The 26,139-nt window shown below is 46.3% G+C and carries 10 protein-coding genes; all 10 read left to right on the top strand.

Annotation, left to right across the window (positions count from 1 at the left end; translation table 11 throughout):
* Positions 1–1,144: 1,144 nt before the first annotated feature.
* The 10 genes from CXM95_RS11610 (at position 1,145) to CXM95_RS11565 (ending at position 26,134) form a co-directional block, all read left to right on the top strand.
* A complete protein-coding gene (locus tag CXM95_RS11610) occupies positions 1,145–10,519 on the top strand; it encodes an Ig-like domain-containing protein (RefSeq protein WP_101699196.1) in 9,375 nt (3,124 codons plus the stop codon).
* A gap of 102 nt (positions 10,520–10,621) precedes the next feature.
* Complete coding sequence (locus CXM95_RS11605; RefSeq protein ID WP_101699195.1) at positions 10,622–12,091, top strand: adhesive domain-containing protein; 1,470 nt, start codon at positions 10,622–10,624, stop codon at positions 12,089–12,091.
* Positions 12,092–12,105: 14 nt separating this feature from the next.
* The gene (locus CXM95_RS11600) at positions 12,106–12,414 is read left to right on the top strand and encodes a hypothetical protein (RefSeq protein ID WP_101699194.1); all 309 of its coding nucleotides are present in this window, start codon (positions 12,106–12,108) and stop codon (positions 12,412–12,414) included.
* Complete coding sequence (locus tag CXM95_RS11595; RefSeq protein ID WP_005235021.1) at positions 12,411–13,058, top strand: WxL domain-containing protein; 648 nt, start codon at positions 12,411–12,413, stop codon at positions 13,056–13,058. Before CXM95_RS11600 ends, CXM95_RS11595 begins: the two co-directional genes overlap by 4 nt.
* Before the next feature lie 111 nt (positions 13,059–13,169).
* Entirely contained in the window at positions 13,170–14,213 is a 1,044-nt protein-coding gene (locus tag CXM95_RS11590; protein ID WP_005235023.1) for a DUF916 and DUF3324 domain-containing protein, read from the top strand.
* A gap of 658 nt (positions 14,214–14,871) precedes the next feature.
* Complete coding sequence (locus CXM95_RS11585) at positions 14,872–15,600, top strand: LytTR family DNA-binding domain-containing protein (RefSeq protein ID WP_005235024.1); 729 nt, start codon at positions 14,872–14,874, stop codon at positions 15,598–15,600.
* Positions 15,601–15,628: 28 nt separating this feature from the next.
* A complete protein-coding gene (locus CXM95_RS11580) occupies positions 15,629–21,559 on the top strand; it encodes a bacterial Ig-like domain-containing protein (protein ID WP_101699193.1) in 5,931 nt (1,976 codons plus the stop codon).
* A 270-nt stretch (positions 21,560–21,829) separates the two neighbouring features.
* Positions 21,830–23,506 (top strand): potassium-transporting ATPase subunit KdpA, encoded by a 1,677-nt coding sequence (kdpA, locus tag CXM95_RS11575; protein WP_086332521.1) that lies wholly within the window; start codon positions 21,830–21,832, stop codon positions 23,504–23,506.
* A gap of 12 nt (positions 23,507–23,518) precedes the next feature.
* Positions 23,519–25,549 carry a potassium-transporting ATPase subunit KdpB gene (kdpB, locus tag CXM95_RS11570; protein ID WP_096741366.1) on the top strand — a complete coding sequence of 677 codons (2,031 nt, stop codon included), beginning with the start codon at positions 23,519–23,521 and terminating at the stop codon, positions 25,547–25,549.
* Between the two features lie 48 nt (positions 25,550–25,597).
* The gene (locus CXM95_RS11565) at positions 25,598–26,134 is read left to right on the top strand and encodes a potassium-transporting ATPase subunit C (RefSeq protein ID WP_101699192.1); all 537 of its coding nucleotides are present in this window, start codon (positions 25,598–25,600) and stop codon (positions 26,132–26,134) included.
* Positions 26,135–26,139 lie beyond the last annotated feature (5 nt).

Here is a 26,139-nt window from a genome sequence, read left to right as displayed (position 1 = left end):
TCCGCTCTCGTTGAATTAATGAGATCTTGTATCCCCATTATAGTAAAGTAAAGCCAATAGAGGAATCTAAAAGGTCTTTTATTTCAGACTTTCCTTGATTTGGTGGAAGAAATCGTTCAGTAATCTTTGTGATAGAGGATCCTCAGAGGGGGATCGTAGAAAAGCGTGAGAACATTCGGTTCTCACGCTTTTTTTAGACAAAACTGAGGCAGATCAATAGAAAAATCATTACTAGCCAATGCATCGTTTGTTGCTCCTTAAGTCGTATTAGAAGAAGTCAATTGGGCAGCGGTGTTTCCTTCTTACCAACAAGTATAACCGCTTCGAGTAGAATGAACGCTTACGTCCGAAATGTAGGACCAAATAACTAGGTGAGGATGAAAAGCAGCGAAGAGCAACTGAAGAAATAATCGTTCATAATAGTGCAACGTTGATTTTGATAGAATAGTTTCATTCTTTTTTCACAGAACTTTCTGCGAGCGTTTCGATTCCTTTTTTTCGTTAGCAAGAGTTATTTTAGGTGATATCGTGAAAAAAAGTCTAAATTATTTTTGTTTTTTTATTTGCGGAGGTAAAAAACGAGGTTAAAATCATGAAAAAACACAATCATCATTTTTCTCTATCCAGATGTATAAACATGCAATTGAAATCGTATTCATTATATTGATTAAACATAAAAAAAAGAAAGGTTAACTGACGAAAAAAGGCAATATTTTATCATTATACATTTGTTTATAAGATAAATATAAATAATTTCTGCTTGTTTATAAAATAAACCTTTTGTGTTTTGAAAGGTGAAATTCAGTGTTTTTTTAATTATTTATCGTGTTTATAATTTGTTGGAAAGAAATAAATTTGCTAGAATTTTGGTACACAGTGTGTTCGTTTAGTTATTTTATTTTTTAGTTTCACAAGAGTGAGCTAATGTGCTTCTAAACTATTTGAACAAAAATCACTGGGTTTTTCAGAAAGCATGCGAAAAAATCTTCGCTTTGCGATCGGTTACTTTTTGTTTTCTCTCTATGCCTTTAGGTGTTGGGTTGAAATAGATTTTCATCTGGTTTTAAAGGGGGAAAGAAGGATTCCAGAGATCATCAGTTTTATCTTTTGTCGGTTAAATTTTTTTCGAACAGGAGGAGAATGAATGAAAGGCATTAATTATAAAAAGCTCATGGATTCAAAGAAAAACACACGCGTTCGAACAAAGAAAAATATTATTGCGAATTTAACTGTCAGTGGAATGTTGTTGACAAGTACGGTGGTCGTGCCAGCAAGTTTGTTATGGGCACCAACGACGGTTGAAGCTGCTTTGGTTTCAGCTGAACTTTTCTCAGATATCACAGCGTCTAATAACTCAGGCACGAGTGCGTCTGCACCTTATGCAACTCCTGGTGCAACGAACCAAGTCAATTTCTCGATTTCTGGATCGAATGCAGTAACGGTTGATGTCTTGAATGGGGATAAAGTCGCGGTTGTTGGGGTTCCTCAAGGCCTTACTGGTTTGGTTCAACCGGCAGGGAATGCATCGATTTCCACCAATGTGATACTCCAACTGGGGAATTTCCCAGCCTTGCAAACACTGATCGGTACAGTCACACCAGCAGTCAATACCTTGATCAGCACGGTGGATGGAATCGTCAATCAAAATTTAGCTGATGCACTTGATATTCCGCCAACAATCGTTGGCGGCTTGCCAAATCCGTTGTATACGGCGGCTTCAATCGTGGATGTTAGCCAAGTGATATCCGTCAACTTAGATGAAATCACTACCCAGTTAGACTTATTAAATCAACTTGGACAATTTGGCCAAGCGAATTTTGAAGTTCCAGCTGGACTAACCGATAACGAACGTGCCCTGATTGCCAATGTGGATGATGGTTTATTTATCGTTATCAATCAACGCATCAATCAAATTCTCGATAATTTACAAGCAGCCCAGATTCAAGTCAGTATTTTGGATGGTGCAAGTGGGATTCCAGGCATCGGTACCTTGATCGGTCAAATCAATACGTTGGTACAAAGTACCGTTAATACAGCTAAAGCCACTTTAAACGCAACGGTTGAAACAGCACAAACAGTCTTCAATGCAACGACAGATTTAGCAGATCAAATCGCTTCTGCATCTGTTTTAGGTCAAACCAATGTGGTCATTCCAACGAATGTCACCAGTCCGACCTATGCACAATTGGTTGAAAACGGCGTGGCGAATCCATCTAATCCTTACGAAGCCCGCTTCGAAGGAACGATGTCTCAACTTGATTTGATCACCATTGATTTATTTACGGATGCTGACGGCAATAACTCGATTTGGTTTGCGCCAGATACACCAGAAGATCAAACCGATACACCAACAATCAATCCATTGACAGCAGGGGAAACGACGATCAGCGGAACAGCTGAGCCAGGCGCAGCCATCACATTGGCGATCAACGGCGGTGCACCTATTACAACAACCGCAGATGGTGACGGCAATTGGACGGCAGATGTCCCTGAATTGGTGGAAGGCGATACAGTCACAGCAGTAGCGGAAGCTGATGGGGAATCGGCGAGTGAGCCTGCAACGGCAACGGTAGCAGCACCAGTGGTTAATGCACCAACGGCTTCGATTACAGGAAATAGTACCGATGGGTACCCTGTGACGGGGACAGCCGCAGCAAATGCAGCCATTGAAATCACCAATGCCGAAGGTGAAGTCGTTGGCTCTGGTACGGCAAATGAGAACGGCAACTACAGTATCACGTTGAACCCAGCAGATGTAGCAGAAAATGAAAACTTGAATGTTGCCGCAATCGTCACTGCCGGTGGGCAAACTTACCGTAGTGGCAATACGCCAATCGTCGTTCCAGCAGACGATGCGGAGCAACAAACGGGAACACCAACGATTCAACCGGTGACTGCCGGGGATACAAGCGTCAGCGGAACTGCTGAGCCTGGTGCCTCGATTACTGTGACCGTCAACGGTGCAGATCCGATCGTGACGGAAGCCGATGAAGAGGGCAATTGGCGTGTTGATGTGGACGAAGTGTCAGAGGGCGATACGGTTTCAGCTATCGCCGAACTAGCAGGACAAACGCCAAGCCAACCGGCTAGCACCACCGTGTCCGCCTTAACAGTCAACGCACCAACGGCTTCGATCACAGGAAATAGTCAAGAGGGCTATCCAGTGACTGGAACCGCAGCACCAAATGCGGCCATTGAGATCACCAATGCGGATGGCGAAATTGTCGGAACAGGTACCGCCAATGAGAATGGTATTTATACAGTCACGTTAGATCCAGCGGATGTTGACGCGGAAGAAACCCTGAATGTGACAGCGGTTGTGACCGCTGGCGGCGAAACCTATCGAAGCAACCCAACACCTGTTGTGGTGCCTGCAGATATCCAGCAGACGGAAACACCAATGATCGATCCAGTCAGTGCTGGAGATACGACCGTTAGTGGGACAGCCGAACCGGGGGCAACGATAACGATCACGCTTCCTGAAGGCGACCCAATCACGGCTGAAGCCGATGATGAAGGTAACTGGGAAGCAACGGTTCCTGAATTGTCAGAAGGCGATTCTGTGACGGTCGTAGCTGAGTCTGAAGGCAAAGATCCGAGTGCCCCAATCACCGTGAGTGTAAACGGTTTAACCGTGGCGGCGCCAACGGCTACGATCACTGGAAATAGCACAGATGGGTATCCAGTAACGGGAACAGCGACTGCCAATGCAGCGATTGAAATTTTGAATGAAGAAGGCGATGTCGTTGGTAGTGGAACAGCCGATGACGAGGGCAACTTCACGATCACCCTTGATCCTCAAGAGGTGGCAGCTGGCGACAACTTGCGGGTTGAAGCGATCGTGACGGCTGGTGGTGAAGACTACCGCAGTACAGGCACACCACTTGTAGTTCCTGCAGATGATGTAGAAAACTTGACGGAAACACCAACGATCGACCCAGTAACAGCTGGGGATACGACCGTCAGCGGAACGGCTGAACCAGGGGCAACAGTGACGGTCACGCTGCCTGAAGGCGATCCGATAACGGCAGAAGCCGATGACGAAGGCAACTGGGAAGCGACGGTTCCTGAATTATCAGAAGGCGATACGGTAACAGTCGTTGCCGAGGCCGAAGGCAAAGATCCAAGTGCACCGATTACCGTGACCGTTGATGGTGTTACGGTCAGTGCACCGAGCGCTTCCATCACAGGCAATAGCACGGATGGCTATCCAGTCAGCGGAACAACGACACCGAATGCGGCAATTGAGATTTTGAATGAAGCAGGCGATGTTGTTGGTAGCACGACGGCGGATGACACGGGTGCTTATACCGTGACCTTAGATCCAGCCGATGTGGCGCCAGAAGAAGCCTTGCAGGTGGTGGCAGTTGTGACAGCAGGCGGTCAAGACTACCGCAGTAATGCCACACCAATCACCGTACCAGCAGACATTGAACAAACAGGGACACCAACGATCGATCCGGTCACAGCAGGTGATACCACGATTAGCGGAACGGCAGAACCAGGGTCGACGGTTACTGTGACGATCACCGATCAAGAACCAGTAACGGCTGAAACGGATGACGAAGGAAACTGGCTTGCAGAAGTGCCAGCAGTCTCTGGTGGCGATACAGTCACGGTCGTTGCGGAAGCCGAAGGCAAAGAGCCAAGCGCGCCAATCAGCGTTGGAGTCAATGGAGTGACGGTGGCAGCACCAACAGCGATCATCAGCGGCAATAGTACCGATGGCTATCCAATCACGGGGACTGCACCAGCGAATGCAGCGATCGAAGTGCTGAATGAAGCAGGCGATGTGATCGGTACTGGCACAGCCGATGGGGATGGAAACTATACGGTAACCATCGCACCAGCCGATGCAGCACCAGAAGAAACCTTGTCTGTCGTTGCGATCGTAACAGCTGGCGGGGATGAGTACCGCAGTCCTGCCACACCAGTGACGGTCCCAGCAGATGAGCTTGAACAAACAGCATTACCAACCATCGACCCAATCAATGCAGGGGACACGACGATCAGTGGGACTGCCGAACCAGGCGCTACGGTGACGGTAACGATCCCAGGTGAAGAACCTGTGACTGGTGAAGCCGATGACGAGGGCAACTGGACGGTTGAAGTTCCTGAAGTTTCTGAAGGAGAAACCGTCACAGTGGTCGCACAAGCACCAGACAAAGACCCAAGTGCACCAATCAGTGTTGGGGTCAATGGATTGACGATTGCTACGCCAACCGCGAAGATCAGTGGCAATAGTACCGATGGGTACCCAGTAACGGGAACGGCACCAGCCAATGCAGCCATCGAAATCTTGAATGCCGATGACGAGGTGGTAGGTACTGGCACTGCCAATGACGAAGGCCAATACACGATCACGTTGACGAGTGATGATGCGTCTCCAGCTGAAACCTTACGGGTGGTGGCGGTAGTCACAGCCGGTGGTCAAGCCTACCGCAGTGCGGCTGCCCCAATCACAGTACCATTGGATCAAACCGCAGTCCCAACGATTGAATCAGTGACAGCCGGCGACACGACCATCAGTGGTACAGCTGAACCTGGCGCGACAGTCTCGGTAACGATTGGTGACGCAGAGCCAGTCACTGCCGAAGCAGATGACGAAGGCAATTGGACGGCAACGGTGCCCGAGGTTTCTCAAGGAGAAACAGTTACAGTGGTAGCGACCCTTGATGGGGAAACGCCAAGTGACGCAGCAACGGTCATCGTAAATCCACTTAGTGTGGCAACACCGACAGCAGCGATCAGCGGCAATAGTACAGAGGGGTATCCAGTTACAGGAACGGCAACGCCGAATGCAGCGATTGAGATCTTAAATGCAGCCGGTGAGGTTGTCGGCAGTGGCGAAGCAAATGAGGAAGGTGCCTACAACATCACATTGAGCAACGACGATGTTGATCCTTCAGAAACGCTTCAGGTGGTGGCAGTGGTAACAGCTGGCGGCGATGAATACCGCAGTGCACCGCTTTCCATCGTGGTACCAGCAGACCAGACGACTACCCCAACGATCGAGCCAGTGCAAGCAGGGGATACATCCGTCGGAGGAACGGCCGAACCTGGTTCAACGGTGACGGTGGAGATTCCTGGAGAAGATCCAGTGACTGCCGAAACGGATGAGGAAGGCAATTGGACGGTCACCGTACCAGAGCTTTCAGAAGGCGACACGGTCACAGTGGTTGCGGAAGCTGAAGGCAAAGACCCAAGTGAACCAATCAGTGTCGGTGTCGGTGCCTTGAACGTGACAGCACCAACGGCAACGATCACTGGCAACAGTACTGACGGCTATCCAGTCACAGGGACAGCACCAGCCAACGCAGCGATTGAGATCTTAAATGATGCGGGTGAAGTGGTGGGCAGTGGCACTGCCAATGGAGACGGTGAGTATACGATCACCTTGACAGAAGGTGTTTCTCCAGCAGAAACCTTGCGAGTGGTGGCAATGGTAACAGCTGGCGGTCAAGACTATCGCAGTCCAGCAACTAGTATCGTGGTGCCAGAAGATAACGCAGAAGACCAAACAGCAGCACCGACTGTCGCACCCGTGGTTGCTGGGGCGACAACCGTTAGCGGAACGGCTGAACCAGGAGCAGAGGTAACCGTTGAACTGCCAAGCGGCAATACTTACACTGCAACAGCGAATGACGAAGGTGAGTGGACGGCAACTGTGCCGACGGTTTCTCTAGATGATGTCTTGAAAGTTACTGCTTTGGCAGACGGCAAAACAGAAAGCTTACCAGTAACGGTGACGGTGCAAGGGCTGATCGTGGCAGCACCAACGGCAACGATTTCTGGCAATAGTGAAAATGGTTATCCTGTAACTGGTACAGCACCAGCCAATGCGGCAATCGAAATCTTAAATGCTGATGATCAAGTGATTGGCACAGGGGCAGCCAATGAGAATGGTGTTTACACCGTTACCTTGACCAGTGAAGAGGCATCAGCAGGAGAAACGGTCCGTGTCATTGCCATCGTTTCAGCAGGTGGGGATGACTTCCGTAGTCAACCAACGGCTGTCGTGGTACCTGCGGATCAAACGGCGACACCAACGATCAATCCAGCAGTTGCCGGCGCAACAGAAATCAGCGGGACAGCCGAACCAGGAGCAATAGTCAACGTGACGGTCGGTGAGCAAGACCCAATCTCAGCCGAAGTTGACGAAGAGGGCAATTGGCAAGTTGATGTGCCAGAGCTTTCCGAAGGGACGATTGTTACGGCAGTAGCAGAAGTAGAAAATGAGACACCAAGTACACCAGCAACGATCACAGTCGGTGCATTAACGGTGGCGGCTCCTAGTGCGTCCATCAGTGGCAATGCAGCCGATGGTTATCCAGTGACCGGAACAGGACCAGCGAATGCGACCATCGAAATCTTGAACGAAGCTGGCGAGACAGTTGGAACGGGTACGACCAATGATGCAGGGCTTTACACGATCGATTTGACCAGTGAAGGTGTCTCTCCTGAAGAAAACTTGACGGTAGTTGCGGTGGTCACAGCTGGTGGTACAGATTATCGTAGTCCAGCGACACCAATCATGGTGCCAGCTGAACCGGGTGAAAATCAAACAACGGCACCAACGGTTGATCCAATCAAAGCAGGCGACGAAACAGTTAGCGGAACGGCAGAACCAGGCTCAACTGTGACTGTGACACTACCTGACGGCACAGAAGAAACCGCCGAAACAGATGATGAGGGCAACTGGAGTGTCGATGTGCCTGAATTGTCTGAAGGGGATACCATCACAGTCGTCGCAGACAGTGACGGCAAAGACCCAAGTGATCCAATCACTGTCATCGTTGAAGGAGTGACTGTCGCAGCACCAACAGCTTCCATCAGCGGCAACAGCACGGATGGCTACCCAGTGACTGGTACAGCACCAGCCAATGCAGCGATCGAGATCTTGAACGCAGACAATGAAGTCGTTGGAACAGGCACTGCCGATGGAGACGGCAACTATACAGTGGACTTAACTGCTGAAACTGTCAATCCAGAAGAAACCTTAAATGTCGTTGCTATCGTAACAGCTGGTGGGAAAGAGTATCGCAGTAATCCCACAGCGGTCATCGTACCAGCAGATACGGTAGTGGATCAGACAGCTGCACCAACGATCAATCCAATCACGGCAGGAGATACCAGCATCAGTGGGACCGCAGAACCAGGTTCAACCGTGACGATCACTGTACCAGATGCGGAACCAATCACGGCTGAAACGGATGACGAAGGCAATTGGACAGCAGAAGTACCAGAAGTTTCTGAAGGCGATGCAGTCACTGTTGTGGCTCAATCACCTGACAAAGAGCCAAGCGCTCCAGTAACAGTTGGTGTGGGGGCGTTGACGGTCACTGCTCCTAGTGCAACCATCACAGGCAATAGCACGGATGGCTATCCAGTAACTGGAACGGCACCAGCCAATGCCACCATACAAATCTTGAATAGCGATGGACAAATCGTCGGTTCAGGAACCGCAGACGCGGAAGGAAACTACAGTATCACTCTTGAACCAACAGTTGTTGCACCAGCGGAAAGCCTAACAGTCGTCGCAGTTCTGACAGCTGGCGGCAAAGAATACCGCAGTAATGCGACACCAATCGTGGTACCTTTGGATCAAGAAGAGCAACAAACTGCAACACCAACGATCGATCCAGTCAAAGCTGGCGATACGACGATCAGCGGGACTGCCGAACCAGGTTCGACGGTGACGGTAACGATTGGTGAAAATGAACCGATCACAACTGAAACGAACGAAGAGGGCAATTGGACAGTCGAGGTACCTGAAGTTGCGGAGGGTGATACCGTCACTGTTGTGGCACAATCCCCTGAAAAAGACCCTAGTGCACCAATCACAGTGAGTGTGGATGGCATCACGGTTTCAGCACCGACCGCTTCCATCACTGGCAATCCAGAGGATGGTTATCCAGTGACGGGGATGGCAGCACCAAATGCGGCGATTGAAATCGTGAATGAAGCGGGGGATGTCGTTGGATCAGGCAATACTGATGAAAATGGCAACTACACGATCACGCTCTCTGGTGAAGATGTTTCTCCTGAAGAATCATTGAACGTCGTTGCGATCATTACAGCCGGCGGCAAAGACTATCGGAGTAATGCCACACCAATCGTAGTGCCCGTTGAGAATACGATCGATCAAACCGCCACACCAATCATCGAACCAGTCACAGCTGGTGACACGACCATCACTGGTACTGCTGTACCGGGATCGATGGTCACCGTGACGGTAACGGGAGAAGAAGCGGTTGAAACCGAAGCAGATGAAGCAGGAAATTGGTCAGTGGAAGTTGCAGAAGTTTCTCGAGATGAAATCGTAACAGCAGTGGCGCAAAGTGAAGGAGAAACCACCAGTGAACCAGCAACGACCGTTGTTAATGGCATCACGGTCAACGCACCTTCAGCGTCCATTACGGGTAATTCCCAAGAAGGCTATCCAGTAGCCGGGAACGGGCCTGCCAATGCAGCGATTGAAATTTTGAATGAAGCGGGGGATGTCGTTGGAACAGGCACGACCGATGAAAATGGTGACTATACGATCACATTGACTAGTGAGGATGTCGCACCAGAAGAAAACTTAACGGTTGTGGCGATCGTCACTGCTGGTGGGGATGACTACCGCAGTAATCCGACACCAATCGTCGTACCTGTCGATGATGAAAGCATCAAGACAGATACACCAACCATTGACCCAGTTACGGCTGGTGATACAACGATCAGCGGAACGAGTGAGCCAGGTGCTACGATCACCGTTACCATCAGCGATCCGTTAACAAGTAGATTCCTGACCATCTTCGCGGCTGAAGGACCAATCACAACGATCGCCGATCAAAATGGTGACTGGGATGTTGAGTTATCCGCGGAAGCGACGGAAGGCGAAACTGTTACGGTTCTTGCTTTAGCCGAAGGCGAAACCTTAAGTGATCCGACGACGACCGTAGTCAGTGCCTTGACGGTTGACGCACCGGTTGCCACGATCACTGGCAATCCTACCGATGGCTATCCAGTCTTCGGGAATGGTCCAGCCAATGCGACGATCGAAATCTTGAATGAAGCGGGTGACGTTGTCGGAACTGGAACGACCAATGGGAATGGTGCCTTCAGCATCACATTAGACCCAGAGGATGTTTCACCAGAAGAAACCCTTAACGTTGTGGCTATCGTTACAGCAGGTGGCAGAGAATACCGCAGTGCAGCAACACCAATCGTGGTACCAACGGGTGACAATGGTACGGATGGTACCGACGGCACGGACGGTAGCAATGGCACGGACGGTACCAATGGAACGAATGGTACCGACGGAAGCAACGGCGCTTGGGGTAACTGGGGCAGTTGGGGGAACAACAACGGCAACGGTAGCAATAACAACCAAAGCTGGTGGGGAAGTAAGTACCTACCGAAAACGGGATCTGAAGGAACTTGGTATGCTTCACTGATTGGGGCAGCAGTCTTCGTTGTAGGAGGAATTGGTTTGTTCTTCAAAGCAAGAAAGAAAAAAGACCAACAAAAATAGCATGACTTTACCAGCGGAGTGGACATCCTCCGCTGGTATCTCTAGTGAACAATAGTTTTGAAGCAATGATCATCGTTTCGTAAAGAAAGGGTTAGAAATGGTATGAAAAGCAGAAGGAGGGAAAAACGTCTTTACAAATGGACGATCGGCCAATTAATTCTCTTTTTGACCAGCATCAGTTTCGTCAATTTGTATCTTTTAACAACGACAATAAAAGCCGAAGCAGCAGTGAATGTTTTAGATGTGGAGATTTTAAGCAATTTAACGAGTGCCAATACAAGTGGCACCTCAGTAAGCGTTCCATGGCCAGGCAGCGTGACAAATCGACCAGTGACTTTTTCTATTAAAGGCAACGGCGGGTTGAACGCTTCTGTCAATGTCAGTGGGGAAGATAAATTTGCTTTATTAGCGATCCCAGCAGAATTGAGAACTAGCATTAGTGCCAATGGATCAGCATCGATCAAGACGTCGACCACAGTCAATATTGCCAATGTTCCACTTTTGAATGAGATCTTAACAGCGCTTGATTCCTTGACCAGTTCACTAAATCTCAACCTTGGGATTGTTCAAATCGATTTGACAGCGATCAATCAGCAGATTTCTTTACTAAAGACTGTCGGAAATATTGGGAATGTTGAATTTACCAGTCCGTTGCAGTTTACGACCCAGAAAGAAGCTTTATATGCCAATATGAGTTCGAACCTTGGTGTCGTCTTAGGAACCAATGTCCCGCAAATTCTACGGAATTTAAGTACCGCGATTCAAAATACCCAGATCCGAGTGATCGGCATCGATATTGGCGGCGTCGTGCGCGCATTGCTGCAAGGGTTGCTCAATACTCTGCTTAGCACCGTGAACTCAGCGTTGAATGATTTGACAACTGTCCAAGAACAGCTGGCGGATGCAGCTGTTTTAGGAGCAACGGATGTTCAAATTCCGACGTTACTTTCAGGTCCGGGTCAGTTGACTGCAAATTGGACCGCTAATTTTTCCGCTTCTGTTTTGAAAGCAAAGCCGACGGACATCAATCTCTTGAACTTTAGTGCGCTAAATATCAGCAGTCGCCAAACCATGATTTATTTCATGGTCGAAGCACTGACGATGGATCGGACGAATCTACCGACTCAGCTGAATTTTGGCCGACATGCCATTCAAACGAAAAAGAGTGAGACGTGGCGGGCAACCGCCAACGGCGATCAAAGCGCAGCTGCTACAACTGGGATTTTACGGATCAATGATACCCGCAATCGGCAGAAAAAATGGCAAGTAAAGGTCAGACAATCCACCAATTGGGTCAATGGTACACGCACATTGCCAGCCGCCGAATTAAGGGTTCAGCTTGGCACTGTCAATTCGACCTTTACGGATGGTCGAGTGGTTTTACCTGATAATGCAACGATTGCCCTGCAGCAAAATGTCGAAAAAAATGTGGTGGCGTTGGAAAATGCGGCATCGACTGGTGGACTGACCGTTAATTTTTCCCAGTTCAATTTATTTGTACCTGAGAAAACACCTAAATTTCAAGGTCAGTATCGCGCCACCGTCGTGTGGACCGTTTCCGATACACCTTGAAAAGGAAGAGCAGAATGAAAAAGAATTCCCTTGTGCTGCTTCTGATTTTGATGATCGGCAGTTTCTGCAGTTTCGTTCCATCAGCAGTAGCCAATACGACGACCGGCAACATTGAGTTTTATGAAGGACCAACGGAAATAGCTAGCAGTGATTCAATTGATGAAGAAATTGAACCACCGCCCAGTCAAGAAACGGTCACTAACGTAGAAGAACCACTGCCGCAGCTTGCTGAAACCAATCACTTTTGGCTGCCCTTAATAGGTGGATTCTTCATTAGTCTGACATTGATCATTTGCATCAAAAAAAGGAGGATGGCAAAATGATTTCAAAGAAATCGGTAATAGGCGCATTGGGGGTATTGACCGCCCTTAGTATTGTGACCACGGTGCAAGCGGACGATACGACCGGTGTCGTAGAATATACCTCTGGTGGCATCGTGTTTGACCCGGATAAAGGCGGGAGTGATCCCAATACGCAGCTACCAACGAATTTAGATTTTGGTGCCCATGAGATCCAAACAGAAAATGCCGAAACGTGGGTGGCTACTACGGATGGGACTGGACTACCTGGCGATGGGTCCACGCTGCAAAGAGGGGCAGTTGCAGTCAGTGATAACCGAGGACAGGCGAACTCTTCTTGGGCAATTAAAGTACGGCAAGCAACCCAATTTACGGCAGGAGACAGTACGTTGGACGGTGCGGTATTAACGGTAGATACGGGTACATTGACCAACAACTTAAGTTCGCCGCCAACCGGAACCAGTGATATTGCCAATGGCGAGCTTGATTTTGCGGCGATCAACAATGAATATGCTTTCTTGACCGCCAATGCTGGTGAAGGGATCGGTGAAACGTCGATGCCTCTAGAACAATTTACCCTTTCGATCCCAGCCAATACGGAAAAACAATCGGCAACCTATCAAACGACCCTCGTTTGGACGATCAGCAGTGCTCCGACGACCCCATAGGTTAGTAGTCATTGCTTAACAGTTAGCAGAAAAAAAGCAGCTTGCCTAAGCGGCTGCTTTTTATGCTAGCTGATTTTTCTTTCCTATTTTGTGTAGAAAGGATCTGACAGGATGCATCAGAACAAACTTCGAGGCAAAGGATTTCAGTATTGGGTAGTAAGTATTCTAACGGTCTTATTTTTCATTGGTACTAGTAGTACGGGGGCAGCAGATTCACTTGATACCTTCGATGTTCAGATCAAATTGCCGGAGTCACAGCGGGACAAAGAGTTGATGTACTATGATTTGTTGCTGGAGCCCAAGGCAGAAGAAAAACTAGCAGTCATGGTTTCCAATAAAAGCGAGCAACCAATCAATCTACAGCTATCGTTTAATCGAGCGGTCACGAACATGACTGGCGTCGTTGAGTACTCTGGGGCAAATGAGGAAGCAACGCCTTCTGCTCCGTACGCGATCGAAGAACTCGTTACTTTGAGTGATGAAACACTTTCATTAGCCCCTAATGAACAAAAAGAAATCACCTTGACAGTCCGGATGCCATCTAAATCATTTGATGGGATTTTGGCAGGAGGACTATACGTACAGCAAACCGGCAGTGAAGAATTTCAAGGGAATGTTCAAAACCTATTAGCAAGAGAAGTGGCGGTATTGCTCCGAAATAAAGAGTCAGACATCCCGCCAGCGGTCCGAATTGAAGAAGCCCATTTGGAAGAGATCAACCGCCGCAATGTCATCATCGTAGCGGTGGAAAATGCAGCAGCCGATTATCTCAGTAAAGCCACGCTTGCTTATGAAGTTTTCCATGAAGGAAAAGCAACAGCCATCAAAGGGGAAAAAGAAATCCAATTAGCGCCCAATGCATTAATGAATTACGCACTTCCGCTGGATGGAAAGGAACTGCTATCAGGAGAGTATGAAATAAAAGCGACCCTTAAAGCAGCCGATCAAGAATGGCAGGGAGAGCCGACCTTCCAAGTTGCAAGGCAAGAAGCGCAAGAAAGAAACGAGCAAGATGTCAGTATTGAAGAAACCGCTTCGCCGATCCTTCTCTATCTATCGATTGGTGGTGTTTTATGTTTGATCATCGCTTATCTGATTTGGCATAATCGAAAACTAAAACGAGCATTAAAAAAAACAGATGATAAAACCCCATGAGCACTTGTAAGAAATTCCTTATTAATATAGAAGGAAAAAAAGAAAACAATCAAAATTCACGGGATGCATGTAAATCAAAAGCATAATAAAAGCAGCAAACAGGCCATTTATTGTTCGAAATAAATGGTTTTTTGTCGTGTCCATGAAGATTCGATATGGTAAATTAAGTAGAAAATTTTTTTTGATTGCATCTTGCTGCAGCGAACGATCACTTTTATTTTGATGGAAAATCTTCAGAGGAAACAGTTGATTACCCTTAACCGGACTGCCCAAAGAGAAGGGTAGCTTTTTTTTGCGAAAAAACGAAAAATAAATAACGATTAATATTTAATTTGAACGAAGGTTATTTTTTTGGAAATCATTAGAAAGGTTGGGCAGTAGTCGGTAAGTTTTGGAATTGTTAATTAGTTAAACTACTTAAAAAAACATAAGTTTTTATTGTTGTTTGCGCTTTCTGTCTTATAAATGTGTTAAGAAAGCAGTACGACGGGAACTCCTTTACTATAATAGGTTTAGACCAATTATAAAGTCTTTTCTTACTTTGTTTTTAATTTAAACTACCTTTTTTGCATAAACGTTTCGCTAATTCGTTTGAAAGTGCAAGCAGGCATTTTTAATTAAGAATACAATTAGAAATGATGTGAAAAGGAGAATTAAGATGTCTGCAAATTTGAGCAATTTCGCTGTTTATATAGTAGATGACAACTTTTTTAATGGAAATTTGATGAAAAAAATGATCACTGAAAGTCATGTTCCTTATTCTATGGTGGAGATCATTTCACCGGAAGAACTAGATTCTTTTCTTGAAGGGTACTTAACAGATGTTAACGATTTATTTTTATTTTCCATTGAAATGATGGGCTTTGATCGAAGTTTTCAATTAGCAGGGCGATTGAGGGAGCAGTGCAAAAAGTGTCAAATTGCTTTTTATGGTGCCTATGCGTCCAAAATCGAAATCAAGAAACTGAATCTTATCTGTCCTTTAGGAATCATCGATACAGAAGAAAAGGATGTGGCAATGCAGTTAAGAAATTTGTTAACAGAAGCAATTGAAGTGAAACGATCATTGCTGGGAAAAAAACACTTATTAAAAATTGTTAGTAAACGAGAGTTGATGATCGTTGATGCAGAAGCAATCAACTACATAACAACGATCAAAGGTGAGCGAAACCGAATCGTATTCCATCAAAAGAAATCAGTTGAGTGCATTGAAACTTCGTTAAAGGTCATCAAACAGCTAGATTTGCCTGAGTATTATAAAGTATTCAAATCGTACATTATTAATGCGCGACAAATCAAAATGATTGATCGAACAAACAATGTTCTTTGCTTTTTTAATGGGGAAGAATTAGAAGTTGGAAAAAAAATCCGTAAAGCAATCAGTTAAAACTACATATATTTAATGGAGGAAAAAAATGAAAAAGAGAAATAAACGAATTCGTCATGGCATTGTTGTTACCGCTTTAGGTCTGTCCCAAGTGATCACTCCGGTCATGGCGCTTGCGGAAACCACGGAACAGGAACAGACCATTCGTACTTTAGATAACTCAAATCATCTGCTGGAATCAACCAGCGGCGTTGCCAATGAAACAAACACAAGCGACGCGCAAACAACTGAGACTACTCAAACGGATCGTTCTTCAGAAGAAAGCGGCGAAGCAACCTCCAAGACGGATGCAGCAACAACGAGTCAAAGTGAAACGCCTGCTACAACTTCATCAACGCATACAGCAGATACTACAGATTCGACGCAAACAAGTTCTTCAGAAACTGAATCGAAAGAGGCAAAAGGAGCCGAAAAGAGTTCCCGTGTCAGCACCCGCATCAATGGACAAGAGCTTTTAGAAAAAGGCACATTACTGACGATTGCTGGTGAGGAGTTCAGTCAAACGGAAGAAACGCGGATTTTAAACAATAGTCCGGTGAAACTGAAATTAGACTTTGAAATCAATGACGAAGACTATTTAGCCGGCACCACTGCTGTTTTTGACCTGCCGGAAGGCCTTGGTTTTAGTGATATGCAAGGAACAAATGAAGCAATCAATGCTTCGTGGGCAGTAGATAGTGCCGCCCATCAATTAACGATCACCTTTAACCAATCCGTTCATGATGCCTCGTTTTCGATCGAGTTGACCAGTTATCTTTATTCAGAAGACAAGCCTCAGCTAACCATTGAAATCGGCGATCAAAACCAGACAAGCTACACCATTGATTTGTATGAAGAAGTTGACCCGATTCAATATGTGTCAGAAAAAAATGTCTTTGGGATGCAAGGAATGGTTTATTACAATACCGATCGGACATTATCTGGAACGGAAACTCTTTCACTGCATCTGGTTGAGACGCCGGGTGCTTCCTTCAAAAAAATTGAGACTCAACCGTTAAAAGTCTTCAGCTATGAAGTGGATATCAAAGGAAAGATCAAACCAGAAACACAAACAGCCCTAGTAGAAGGGACGGACTACACGATCACCTCAAATAGTCTTTACAATACTGCTGTTGAAGTCAAACAAATGGACAAGCAAAAGGCCTATGGTGTTTCTTATCAATTCACGATGAGTTTGACCGCGTTGACGGATTATACTTCTTCTTTTTCAAAAGGGTATCCGACGACCGGATTTGGTTCGGTACAGCTAAAACAAACAGCTGCCCAAAACAGAGGGTTTTCCTTCACGGCAGCAACCAGTAAAGATGAAAAAGAAGTCGATTCTAGGTATTATATGGGGGTTGCTTCTGCCAGTTTTATGAATGGCCTTTCTAAAGGAAACTACTATGTATCAATTCATCAAATGCCGACGGAGATGAAAGCAGGTCAACAAATCATTCTTTCGAGTCAAAACGGACAGCCGATCACGGCGAAACAGTTAACAGCAAGAGACGCCTTCTATCAAAATGTGACTTTTACGGATTATTTTTCTGTCGAAAATAATGGGGACAAACTGATTGTGACGGCCACAAAAGACAGCAATCTCACTCTTGGTTCCACGAACATAACCGTACCCTTTGATCAGAAAGATATCATCCTCAATGTCTCGACACCGTTAATTGCTAATAAAGAATTCAAAATCGTTGAAGACAACTACGTCGAACCAATCAGTGTTCTTAATCCCAATAACGCTGAAACTGCTTGGGGAAATTATGATCAAAATGGTGCCTATGCCAGTGACACTTCAGTCAATATCGAAGGCAGCACCTCACAACCGATCGAAAATTTACAAATGTTTATTGAACATCCCGAGTATCTTTCTTTAAGAAAGGTACCAAAAGTCGGCTTCTATTATACTTTAGGAACTGATTATACGATTGAAGAAGTAGCAGGCGGAACGATGGTCACCTTTACGTCGCCCATTACCTATTCTGTTCAATTTGATATTGGCTTCAATTATGTGCCAGATAGTTTAGCACCGACAAAATCAATTCCTAACGATACAATTCCAATCACGATTTCCGCGACAGGACTTGACACGGTTCATACCTCCGTCTATACCGGAAGAAAACTGTATTCTGAACGCACGCTCCAAAGCAGTAAGAATCAGTTTTTAGTCAACGCTCGTCAAGATACCATCAGTGATTTGACTGTTGAGACCCATGTTCCGAAAAATACGGATGTTGTGTTTTCGATCATCGATGTTTCCAATGAACAAGTCAGTGGCATTTATCCACAGTACTGGGATCGTGGTTATTATGATAATCAAGCCATGAAAGAAAGCGATCCGAATTATCCAACGATCACCCATGATGAGGCAACCAACTATTATACCTTTGATTTTGGGACGACTAACCATCGCTACATCATTTCCTATCAGTACGCCAATGGTTGGCAGGAAATGAGTACGATTTATGTACCTGGTTTTGCAAAAGAGCCGCTATCAAATAATCAGCAAGGCTCAACTACCGTTTCGGTTTCCAATACAGCGACGGATATTATTGGGATTACTCAAAATACCGTGAATAATACAAAAAACATGACTCAGGTCAAGGTCACAACAAAAAATATCGATGATGGCTCGAAAAAAGTAGCAAATCCAACGATCCTTCTAAAATCATTGGGAAATACCAATGGTGAAATCGATCTTAGGTCAATCAATGTTTCAAATGTGCCAGACGATAGCTACGAAATCAAAGAAATTGACGGAGACGTACAGCTTGTCTTTTCAAACTATGTTTTAACGAAAAATATCGAAATCAGTTACAACGTCCTTTCACAAAACGCCGGCCAAATCTCAGCTTCAGCAACGATCGTTTCTGATACGATTGATACCTTGTCGGAAGCCAAACGGACGGCTACTTCGACGGTGACTAACCTGCAATTTTCGGCAGGTGATTCAAACGGGATCATTTACAAAACTAGTGCGTCACTTGATGTTTATAATACCGAAGAACCAACTCAGAAAATTGCAGGCGTTACATTGATGCTTTGGAATCAGTTGACTGGAGATGTTATTTCTGTTGTAACGGATGAGAAGGGAGAGTATCAATTAGCTGATATTTATACAGGGACCTATATGCTTTATGTTTCCTACGTCCCAGAAGGTTACGTCATACCACAGGAACTTCAGCTTGGTAAAGAGGTGCAAGTGAACCGGACGGGCAATCATCTTTCTGTCGGCATCACACCAGAAGAAGACTTGTCGACGATCGACGCCAAAGATAGCACGATCTACGTGGGAGATGAATGGCATGCTGAAGACAACTTTGTTTCAGCGACAGACAAGCATGGCAATGCGTTGACCTTCTCGGAAATTACCGTCAACGGTGAGGTCGACACATCTAAAGTCGGCACTTATGAAGTCAAATACATGAATGGCAACGTGAGCGAGACAGCGACGATCACTGTGGTGGCCAACCAAGAAACGGTGGCAGCCAAAGACAGCACGTTATATGTGGGCGATGCATGGACAGCAGCTGATAATTTTCTAGCGGCAACGGATAAAGACGGTAACACAGTGGCAATCACAGAAGTGACCATCACCGGTGAAGTTGACACGGATACACCTGGAGAATACCAAGTGATCTATCGTAACGGCAAAGCCGAAGCAACAGCGACGATCACGGTCTTAGCAGACCAAACTTCGGTTAAAGCCAAAGACAGCACCTTATACATCGGGGACGACTGGCATGCGGTTGATAACTTTGTTTCGGCAACGGACAAAACAGGAGCGAACGTTCCATTTTCAAATGTGACAGTTAGTGGAGCCGTGGATACTTCCAAAGAAGGCCAATATTTAGTGGTTTATCAAAATGGCAATCAAAAAGCAGTCGCCACGATCACCGTGGTTGCCAATCAAGAAACAGTCGTTGCCAAGGATAGTACACTTTATGTTGGAGATGCATGGGAGCTTGCGGACAACTTTGTTTCAGCAACGGATAAGAAGGGGCAACCGTTAAGCTTGGCAGAAGTCACCACCAGTGGTGAAGTGGATACGAAAGTACCTGGAGAATACCAAGTAACCTATCGCAATGGCAAAGCCGAAGCAACTGCCACGATTACCGTGTTAGCGGATCAAACGAGCGTTCAAGCTAAAGACAGTACTTTATATGTCGGTGATGAATGGGAAGCCGCCGACAACTTTGTTTCCGCAACGGACAAAACCGGATCAAACCTACCATTTTCAGGAGTGACGGTTAGTGGGTCAGTCGATACCTCCAAAGTAGGCGAATATCCAGTGGTTTACCAGAATGGCCATGTTAAAGCAACGGCGACGATTACGGTCGTTGCCAACCAAGAAACGGTAGTCGCCAAAGATAGTACGATTTATGAAGGCGATGACTGGCAAGTCGCCGATAACTTTGTGTCGGCAACAGACAAAGACGGCAACGCAGTAAAACTGGCTGATATCACAACGATAGGTACAGTCGACAGCGCCATACCAGGGAAATATGAAGTAATTTATCGCAATGGCAAAGCTGAGGCGAAAGCGACGATCACCGTGTTAGCTGAGCAAACATCAGTTAAAGCCAAAGATAGCACCTTATATGTCGGGGAAGACTGGCAAGCAATCGACAACTTTGTCTCAGCCACAGACAAAACCGGAGCAAATCTACCATTTTCAGGAGTGATTGTTAGCGGATCAGTTGATACGAGCAAAGAAGGTCAGTATAAAGTTACTTATAGCAATGAGAAAATGGAAGCTATTGCTACGATTACGGTCGTTGCCAACCAAGAAACGGTAGTCGCCAAAGATAGTACGATTTATGAAGGTGATGACTGGCAAGTCGCCGATAACTTTGTGTCGGCAACAGATAAAGACGGCAATGCAGTAAAACTGGCTGATATCACAACGATAGGTACAGTCGACAGCGCCATACCAGGGAAATATGAAGTAATTTATCGCAATGGCAAAGCTGAGGCGAAAGCGACGATCACCGTGTTAGCTGATCAAACAAGCATTAAAGCTAAAGACAGTACCCTATACGTCGGCGACGAATGGGAAGCTGCCGATAACTTTGTCTTAGCCACAGACAAAACGGGAGCAAATCTACCGTTTTCAGGAGTGACGGTTAGTGGCACAGTCGATACCTCCAAAGCAGACGAGTACCCAGTGGTTTATCAAAATGGCAATGTAAAAGCAACTGCGATGATTACCGTGGTGGCTGACCAAGAAACGGTAGTTGCCAAAGACAGTACGATTTATGAGGGTGAAGACTGGCAAGCAGCCGATAACTTTGTGTCTGCAACAGATAAAGACGGCAACGAAGTGCAACTGACTGATATCACAACAGTAGGTACAGTTGACAGCACCACACCAGGCAGATACCAAGTAACCTATCGCAATGGCAAAGCCGAAGCCACTGCCACAATTACCGTGTTGGCAGACCAGACCTCTGTGACTGTGAAAGATAGCATGATTTATGTTGGTGACAACTGGACAGCTGCCGACAATTTTGTCTCCGCTACAGATCGTGATGGTAAGACACTTACGTTGGAGCAACTGTTGGTGGACGGTTCGGTTGATACCAAAAAAACCGGAACCTATCAAGTCACCTATTCAATCGTAACCGATGAAGCAGCAACCCCTAACTTTTTCGCACGCTTATTTGGTACTGACTCACAAGAAGCAGTCACCGCCACAGCGACGATCAAAGTCATTGAAAAAGCAGAAGAACCAGAGGAAAATGATAAGCAGCCAGAGAAAGATGATTCTAATAAAGGGCAAGAAAAACCAACGGATGCAGGACAGCCTGGTAAACAAAGCAAAGCGACCGCAAAGGACAAACGGGTGTTACCAAAGACTGGTACAGCCATCACTCAAGGCTATTCCATTGTAGGAGCGAGCCTTGTGGCACTAGCGGGGATCGTCTTCTTTCGTAAGAAACACACGAACAAAAGCAGAAAAACGAAATAAGTCTCAATGACTCTAGCAGCGGATATCGTGAAGGATATCCGCTGTTTTTGTTTTTTTTTTTTTAAAACCTGCTGTATTGCGGTTTTCTTGTCCGATAAGCAGCCGTATAAAGAAGATATAAAGATGCTAGCAGAAGATTTACACTATTTTTATTTCTTTTTGCGTATGCTTACGTCATGAAGGAGTGAAGAATATGAATCTTGTTTTAGGAATAATCGGAGTGATCGTAATGATCTATCTCTTTTGGTACTTGTTTGAGGGGGGAGAACGATGAGTAGCTATTTTGTGCAAGGTTTTTTATTTTTACTGATCTTACTAGCAGCAGCGGTTCCTTTGGGCTGGTATATCAAAGAAATCATGCAAGGAAAAACACCGCGGTTTGTCCGCTTTATTCAACCCATTGAACGGTTGACCTATCGAGTGATTGGTTCGGTCAGCAAAAAAGAAATGACCGCCAAAACTTATCTATTTTCAGTCTTGGCCGTCAGCGTCTTTTCCATCATCGGATTGACCGGATTATTGATGGTCCAGCACTGGTTACCGCAAGGGGCGGCCGTTGAGAATTTGTCCTTTGACTTAGCATTGAACACAGCCGTCAGTTTTGTGACGAACACGAACTGGCAAGCTTACGCTGGGGAAGAAGCACTGACCAATCTTTCCCAAGCATTAGGATTAACGGTGCAAAATTTCTTATCTGCGGCAGTAGGACTAGCTGTACTGTGTGCCTTGATTCGTGGGCTGCAGCAAAAACAAAAACGAACGGTAGGGAATTTTTGGCAAGACATCACCCGTTCCTTACTGTATATCCTTTTACCACTCTCATTGATTTTAGCGATCTTGCTCCTGTCTCAAGGCGTCGTTCAAACGTTGAGCAGCGGCGTGGAAGTCAATGGATTTGAAGGGAAATCCTTTTGGATGGCGCTCGGGCCGGTAGCGAGTCAAATCGCCATCAAGCAATTAGGGACCAACGGCGGCGGTTTTTTTGGCGCCAACGCCGCCCATCCATTTGAAAACCCAACGATGTTCAGTAATTTTTTAGAAAACTTAGCGATCTTGTTGCTGCCAGCTGCTGTGATTTTTGCCTTTGGCTTTTGGATCAAAGAGTGGAAACAAGGACGTACGATCTTGATCACCGCAACCGTCTTTTTGATCCTGGCCTTTATTGGCGTAGTGATCAGTGAAGCTTATGGGCCGCAATTCAGTCAAGTGCTTGGGAATGCCAACCTAGAAGGCAAAGAAGTACGTTTCGGTATCGGTTGGTCGAGTCTCTGGGCAGTGAGTACCACCGCCGCTTCCAGTGGATCAGTCAATGCCATGCTGGATAGTTTCACACCACTCGGGGGTGCGATCCCAATGTTCTTGATGCAGCTGGGGGAAATCATCTTTGGCGGTGTCGGTAGCGGACTTTATGGCATGATCGCTTTTCTATTATTGACGGTCTTTATCGCTGGTTTACTCGTGGGACGAACACCAGAATATATCGGCAAAAAAATCGAAGCCTTTGACATTAAAATGACGAGTATCGTTATTTTGACGCCATTGCTACTGACGCTTTTCGGGGCTATGTTGATGACCTTGCATCCTGACATCATGAGCTGGCTAACCAACCAAGGCGCCCATGGCTTTAGCGAACTGTTGTATGCAGCAACTTCGTTCAGCAACAACAACGGGAGTGCCTTTGGCGGCTTGACCGCAGATACTGTTTTCCTGAATAGTTTGGGTAGTATCTTGATGTTCGTTTCACGTTTCGTTCCCATCGCAGCCATCTTGTATCTGGCAGAAAACATGGGTGCCAAAAAGAAAACCGTTCGTAATGAAGGAACCTTGTCAACCACGAGTCCAGTCTTTGTCACGATGCTAATCATTGTGATCATCGTGATCGGTGCACTGAGCTTTTTACCAGCGATGGCTTTAGGGCCAATCGCAGACTTTTTTACAACGAAATAGGAGAGAGAAAAAATGAAAAAAATCTATCAATGGGCGATCGGCGAATCCTTTAAGAAATTGGACCCTCGCCAACAAATCAAAAACCCCGTGATGTTTGTGGTTTACCTAGGGGCGATCTTGACAACGATTTTATGTTTTCAAGAACAAACGGTCCCGTTGTGGTTTAGCATCAGTGTGACCGTCTTCTTATGGTTGACTATATTGTTTGCCAATTTTGCCGAAGCAGTGGCAGAAGGGCGCGGCAAAGCACAAGCGGATAGTTTGAAGCAAGCCAAAAAAGACATCATGACCTACAAAGTCATGTCCTTGGAAGATGTCGCCAAAGAGGCTTTTATCGAAGTCCGTTCCTCCGATTTGAAAAAAGGCGACTTGGTTTATGTTCCTTCTGGCGAACAAATTCCTGCCGATGGGGATGTCGTGGAAGGTGCTGCTTCGGTGGACGAAAGTGCCATCACAGGAGAATCAGCACCTGTCATTCGTGAATCTGGTGGCGACCGTAGTGCAGTCACGGGAGGAACCTTAGTCGTTTCCGATTACTTGGTCATTAAAGTGACCGCTGAAAATGGTCATTCTTTTTTGGATAAGATGATTGCGATGGTGGAAGGGACACAGCGGAAAAAAACACCCAATGAGATTGGCTTGCAGCTGTTCTTAGTGACACTGACCATCATCTTCTTGGCTGTTTCCATCACATTGATTCCCTTTACTGATTTTAGCAGTCAGTTATCTGGTCGGGGAACGGCGATTTCCAGTGTGATCGTGATCGCTTTACTGATTTGTCTCGCACCAACCACGATCGGCGCCTTGATTTCCTCAATTGGGATCGCAGGAATGAGTCGTTTGACTAAAGAAAATGTCATTGCCATGAGTGGCCGCGCGATTGAAGCTGCAGGAGATGTGGATGTTTTGCTGCTGGATAAAACAGGAACCATTACTTTGGGAAATCGCCGTGCCAGCGAGTTCTTGCCAGTACCAGGGGTCACCGCCAAAGAGTTAGCAGATGCAGCACAGTTGGCATCTTTTGCCGATGAAACGGCGGAAGGCCGCAGTATCGTGATTTTAGCCAAAGAAGCCTTCAATATTCGTGAACGGGAATTTCAGCAAGCCGATGTCCACTGGATCGATTTTAGTGCCAAAACACGAATGTCTGGGATCGATTATCGTGGCGATGAGATCCGTAAAGGAGCTGCTGATACGATCAAGCAATATGTGACGGCAAAAGGGCAGACCTATCCCACTGCGTGTGACGAGATCGTAGAAAAAGTCGCTAAGGCTGGTGGGACCCCATTGGTCGTAGTGAAAAATGGCCAAGTGCTTGGGGTCGTCTATTTAAAAGACATCGTGAAAAACGGCGTCAAAGAAAAATTTGCCGACATGCGCAAGATGGGCATCAAGACGATCATGATCACTGGGGACAACCCTTTGACGGCAGCTGCTATTGCCGCCGAAGCGGGCGTCGATGATTTCTTAGCCGAAGCAACACCAGAAAACAAAATGAACCTGATTCGCGAATATCAGGAAAAAGGGCATTTGGTGGCGATGACGGGGGATGGAACCAACGATGCACCCGCACTCGCCCAAGCCGATGTGGCAATGGCGATGAACACTGGTACGCAAGCAGCCAAAGAAGCGGGCAATATGATCGACCTTGATTCCAGCCCAACCAAATTACTGCAAGTAGTCCAAATTGGTAAACAGCTGCTGATGACCCGTGGGGCATTGACGACCTTTAGTATCGCGAATGATATCGCCAAATATTTCGCAGTGATCCCTGTTCTGTTTTATGCGATTTATCCAGAACTCGCAGCGCTGAATATTATGAATCTTGGTAGTCCCTTAACGGCGATTTTGTCCGCAGTCATCTACAATGCAGTCGTGATCATCGCCTTGATCCCTCTGGCGTTAAAAGGGGTCAAATATCAAGAAAAACCAGCCAGCCAAATGCTGCGGCACAATCTTGTCGTCTACGGACTAGGCGGCATCATCGCACCATTCATTTGTATCAAGCTAGTAGATTTGCTTTTGTCAGCTGTTCTACTATAAGAGAAAAGAGAAGTCCATCAGCGTCAAGGAGTCATTTAGGAGGAAAACATGATGAAGAATACCCTCTTTGCCAGTATCAAATTTTTACTATTTAGTACCGTGCTATTTGGCGGTCTCTATACATTATTGGTCACCGGTGTCGGACAAGTCTTTTTTGCCCATCAAGCCAACGGCAGTCAAATCGTGGAAGACGGAGCGGTCAAAGGGTCTGAGCTACTTGCGCAACCCTTTGACCAAGCAGGTTACTTCCAAGGCCGTGATCAAACTGTTTCACAATTGTCGCCCTATGATACGACCCAAAAAAAGACTGTAGCTGAGCGGACAGCGGCGTTACTGGCAGAAAACCCAACCCAAACCAGTGTGCCGATCGATCTCGTGACTGCTTCGGGTAGTGGCGTTGATCCTGACATCAGTGTCGAAGCGGCACTTTTTCAACTGCCGCGGATCGCTGACACAAGAGGCATCGATGAACAAACAATTCATGATATAATAAACAGGAATAAAGTAGCTGATTTGTTCTCCACGAGAGAATATGTCAATATCATGGCCTTGAATCAGCAGCTCGATCAATTACCCGAAGAATAGGGGGA

Source organism: Enterococcus sp. CR-Ec1, from assembly GCF_002850555.1.
GTDB lineage: Bacteria > Bacillota > Bacilli > Lactobacillales > Enterococcaceae > Enterococcus_D > Enterococcus_D entomosocium.
The sequence above is the reverse complement of the archived record's forward strand: the minus strand, read 5'-3'. Positions and strand labels throughout refer to the sequence as shown.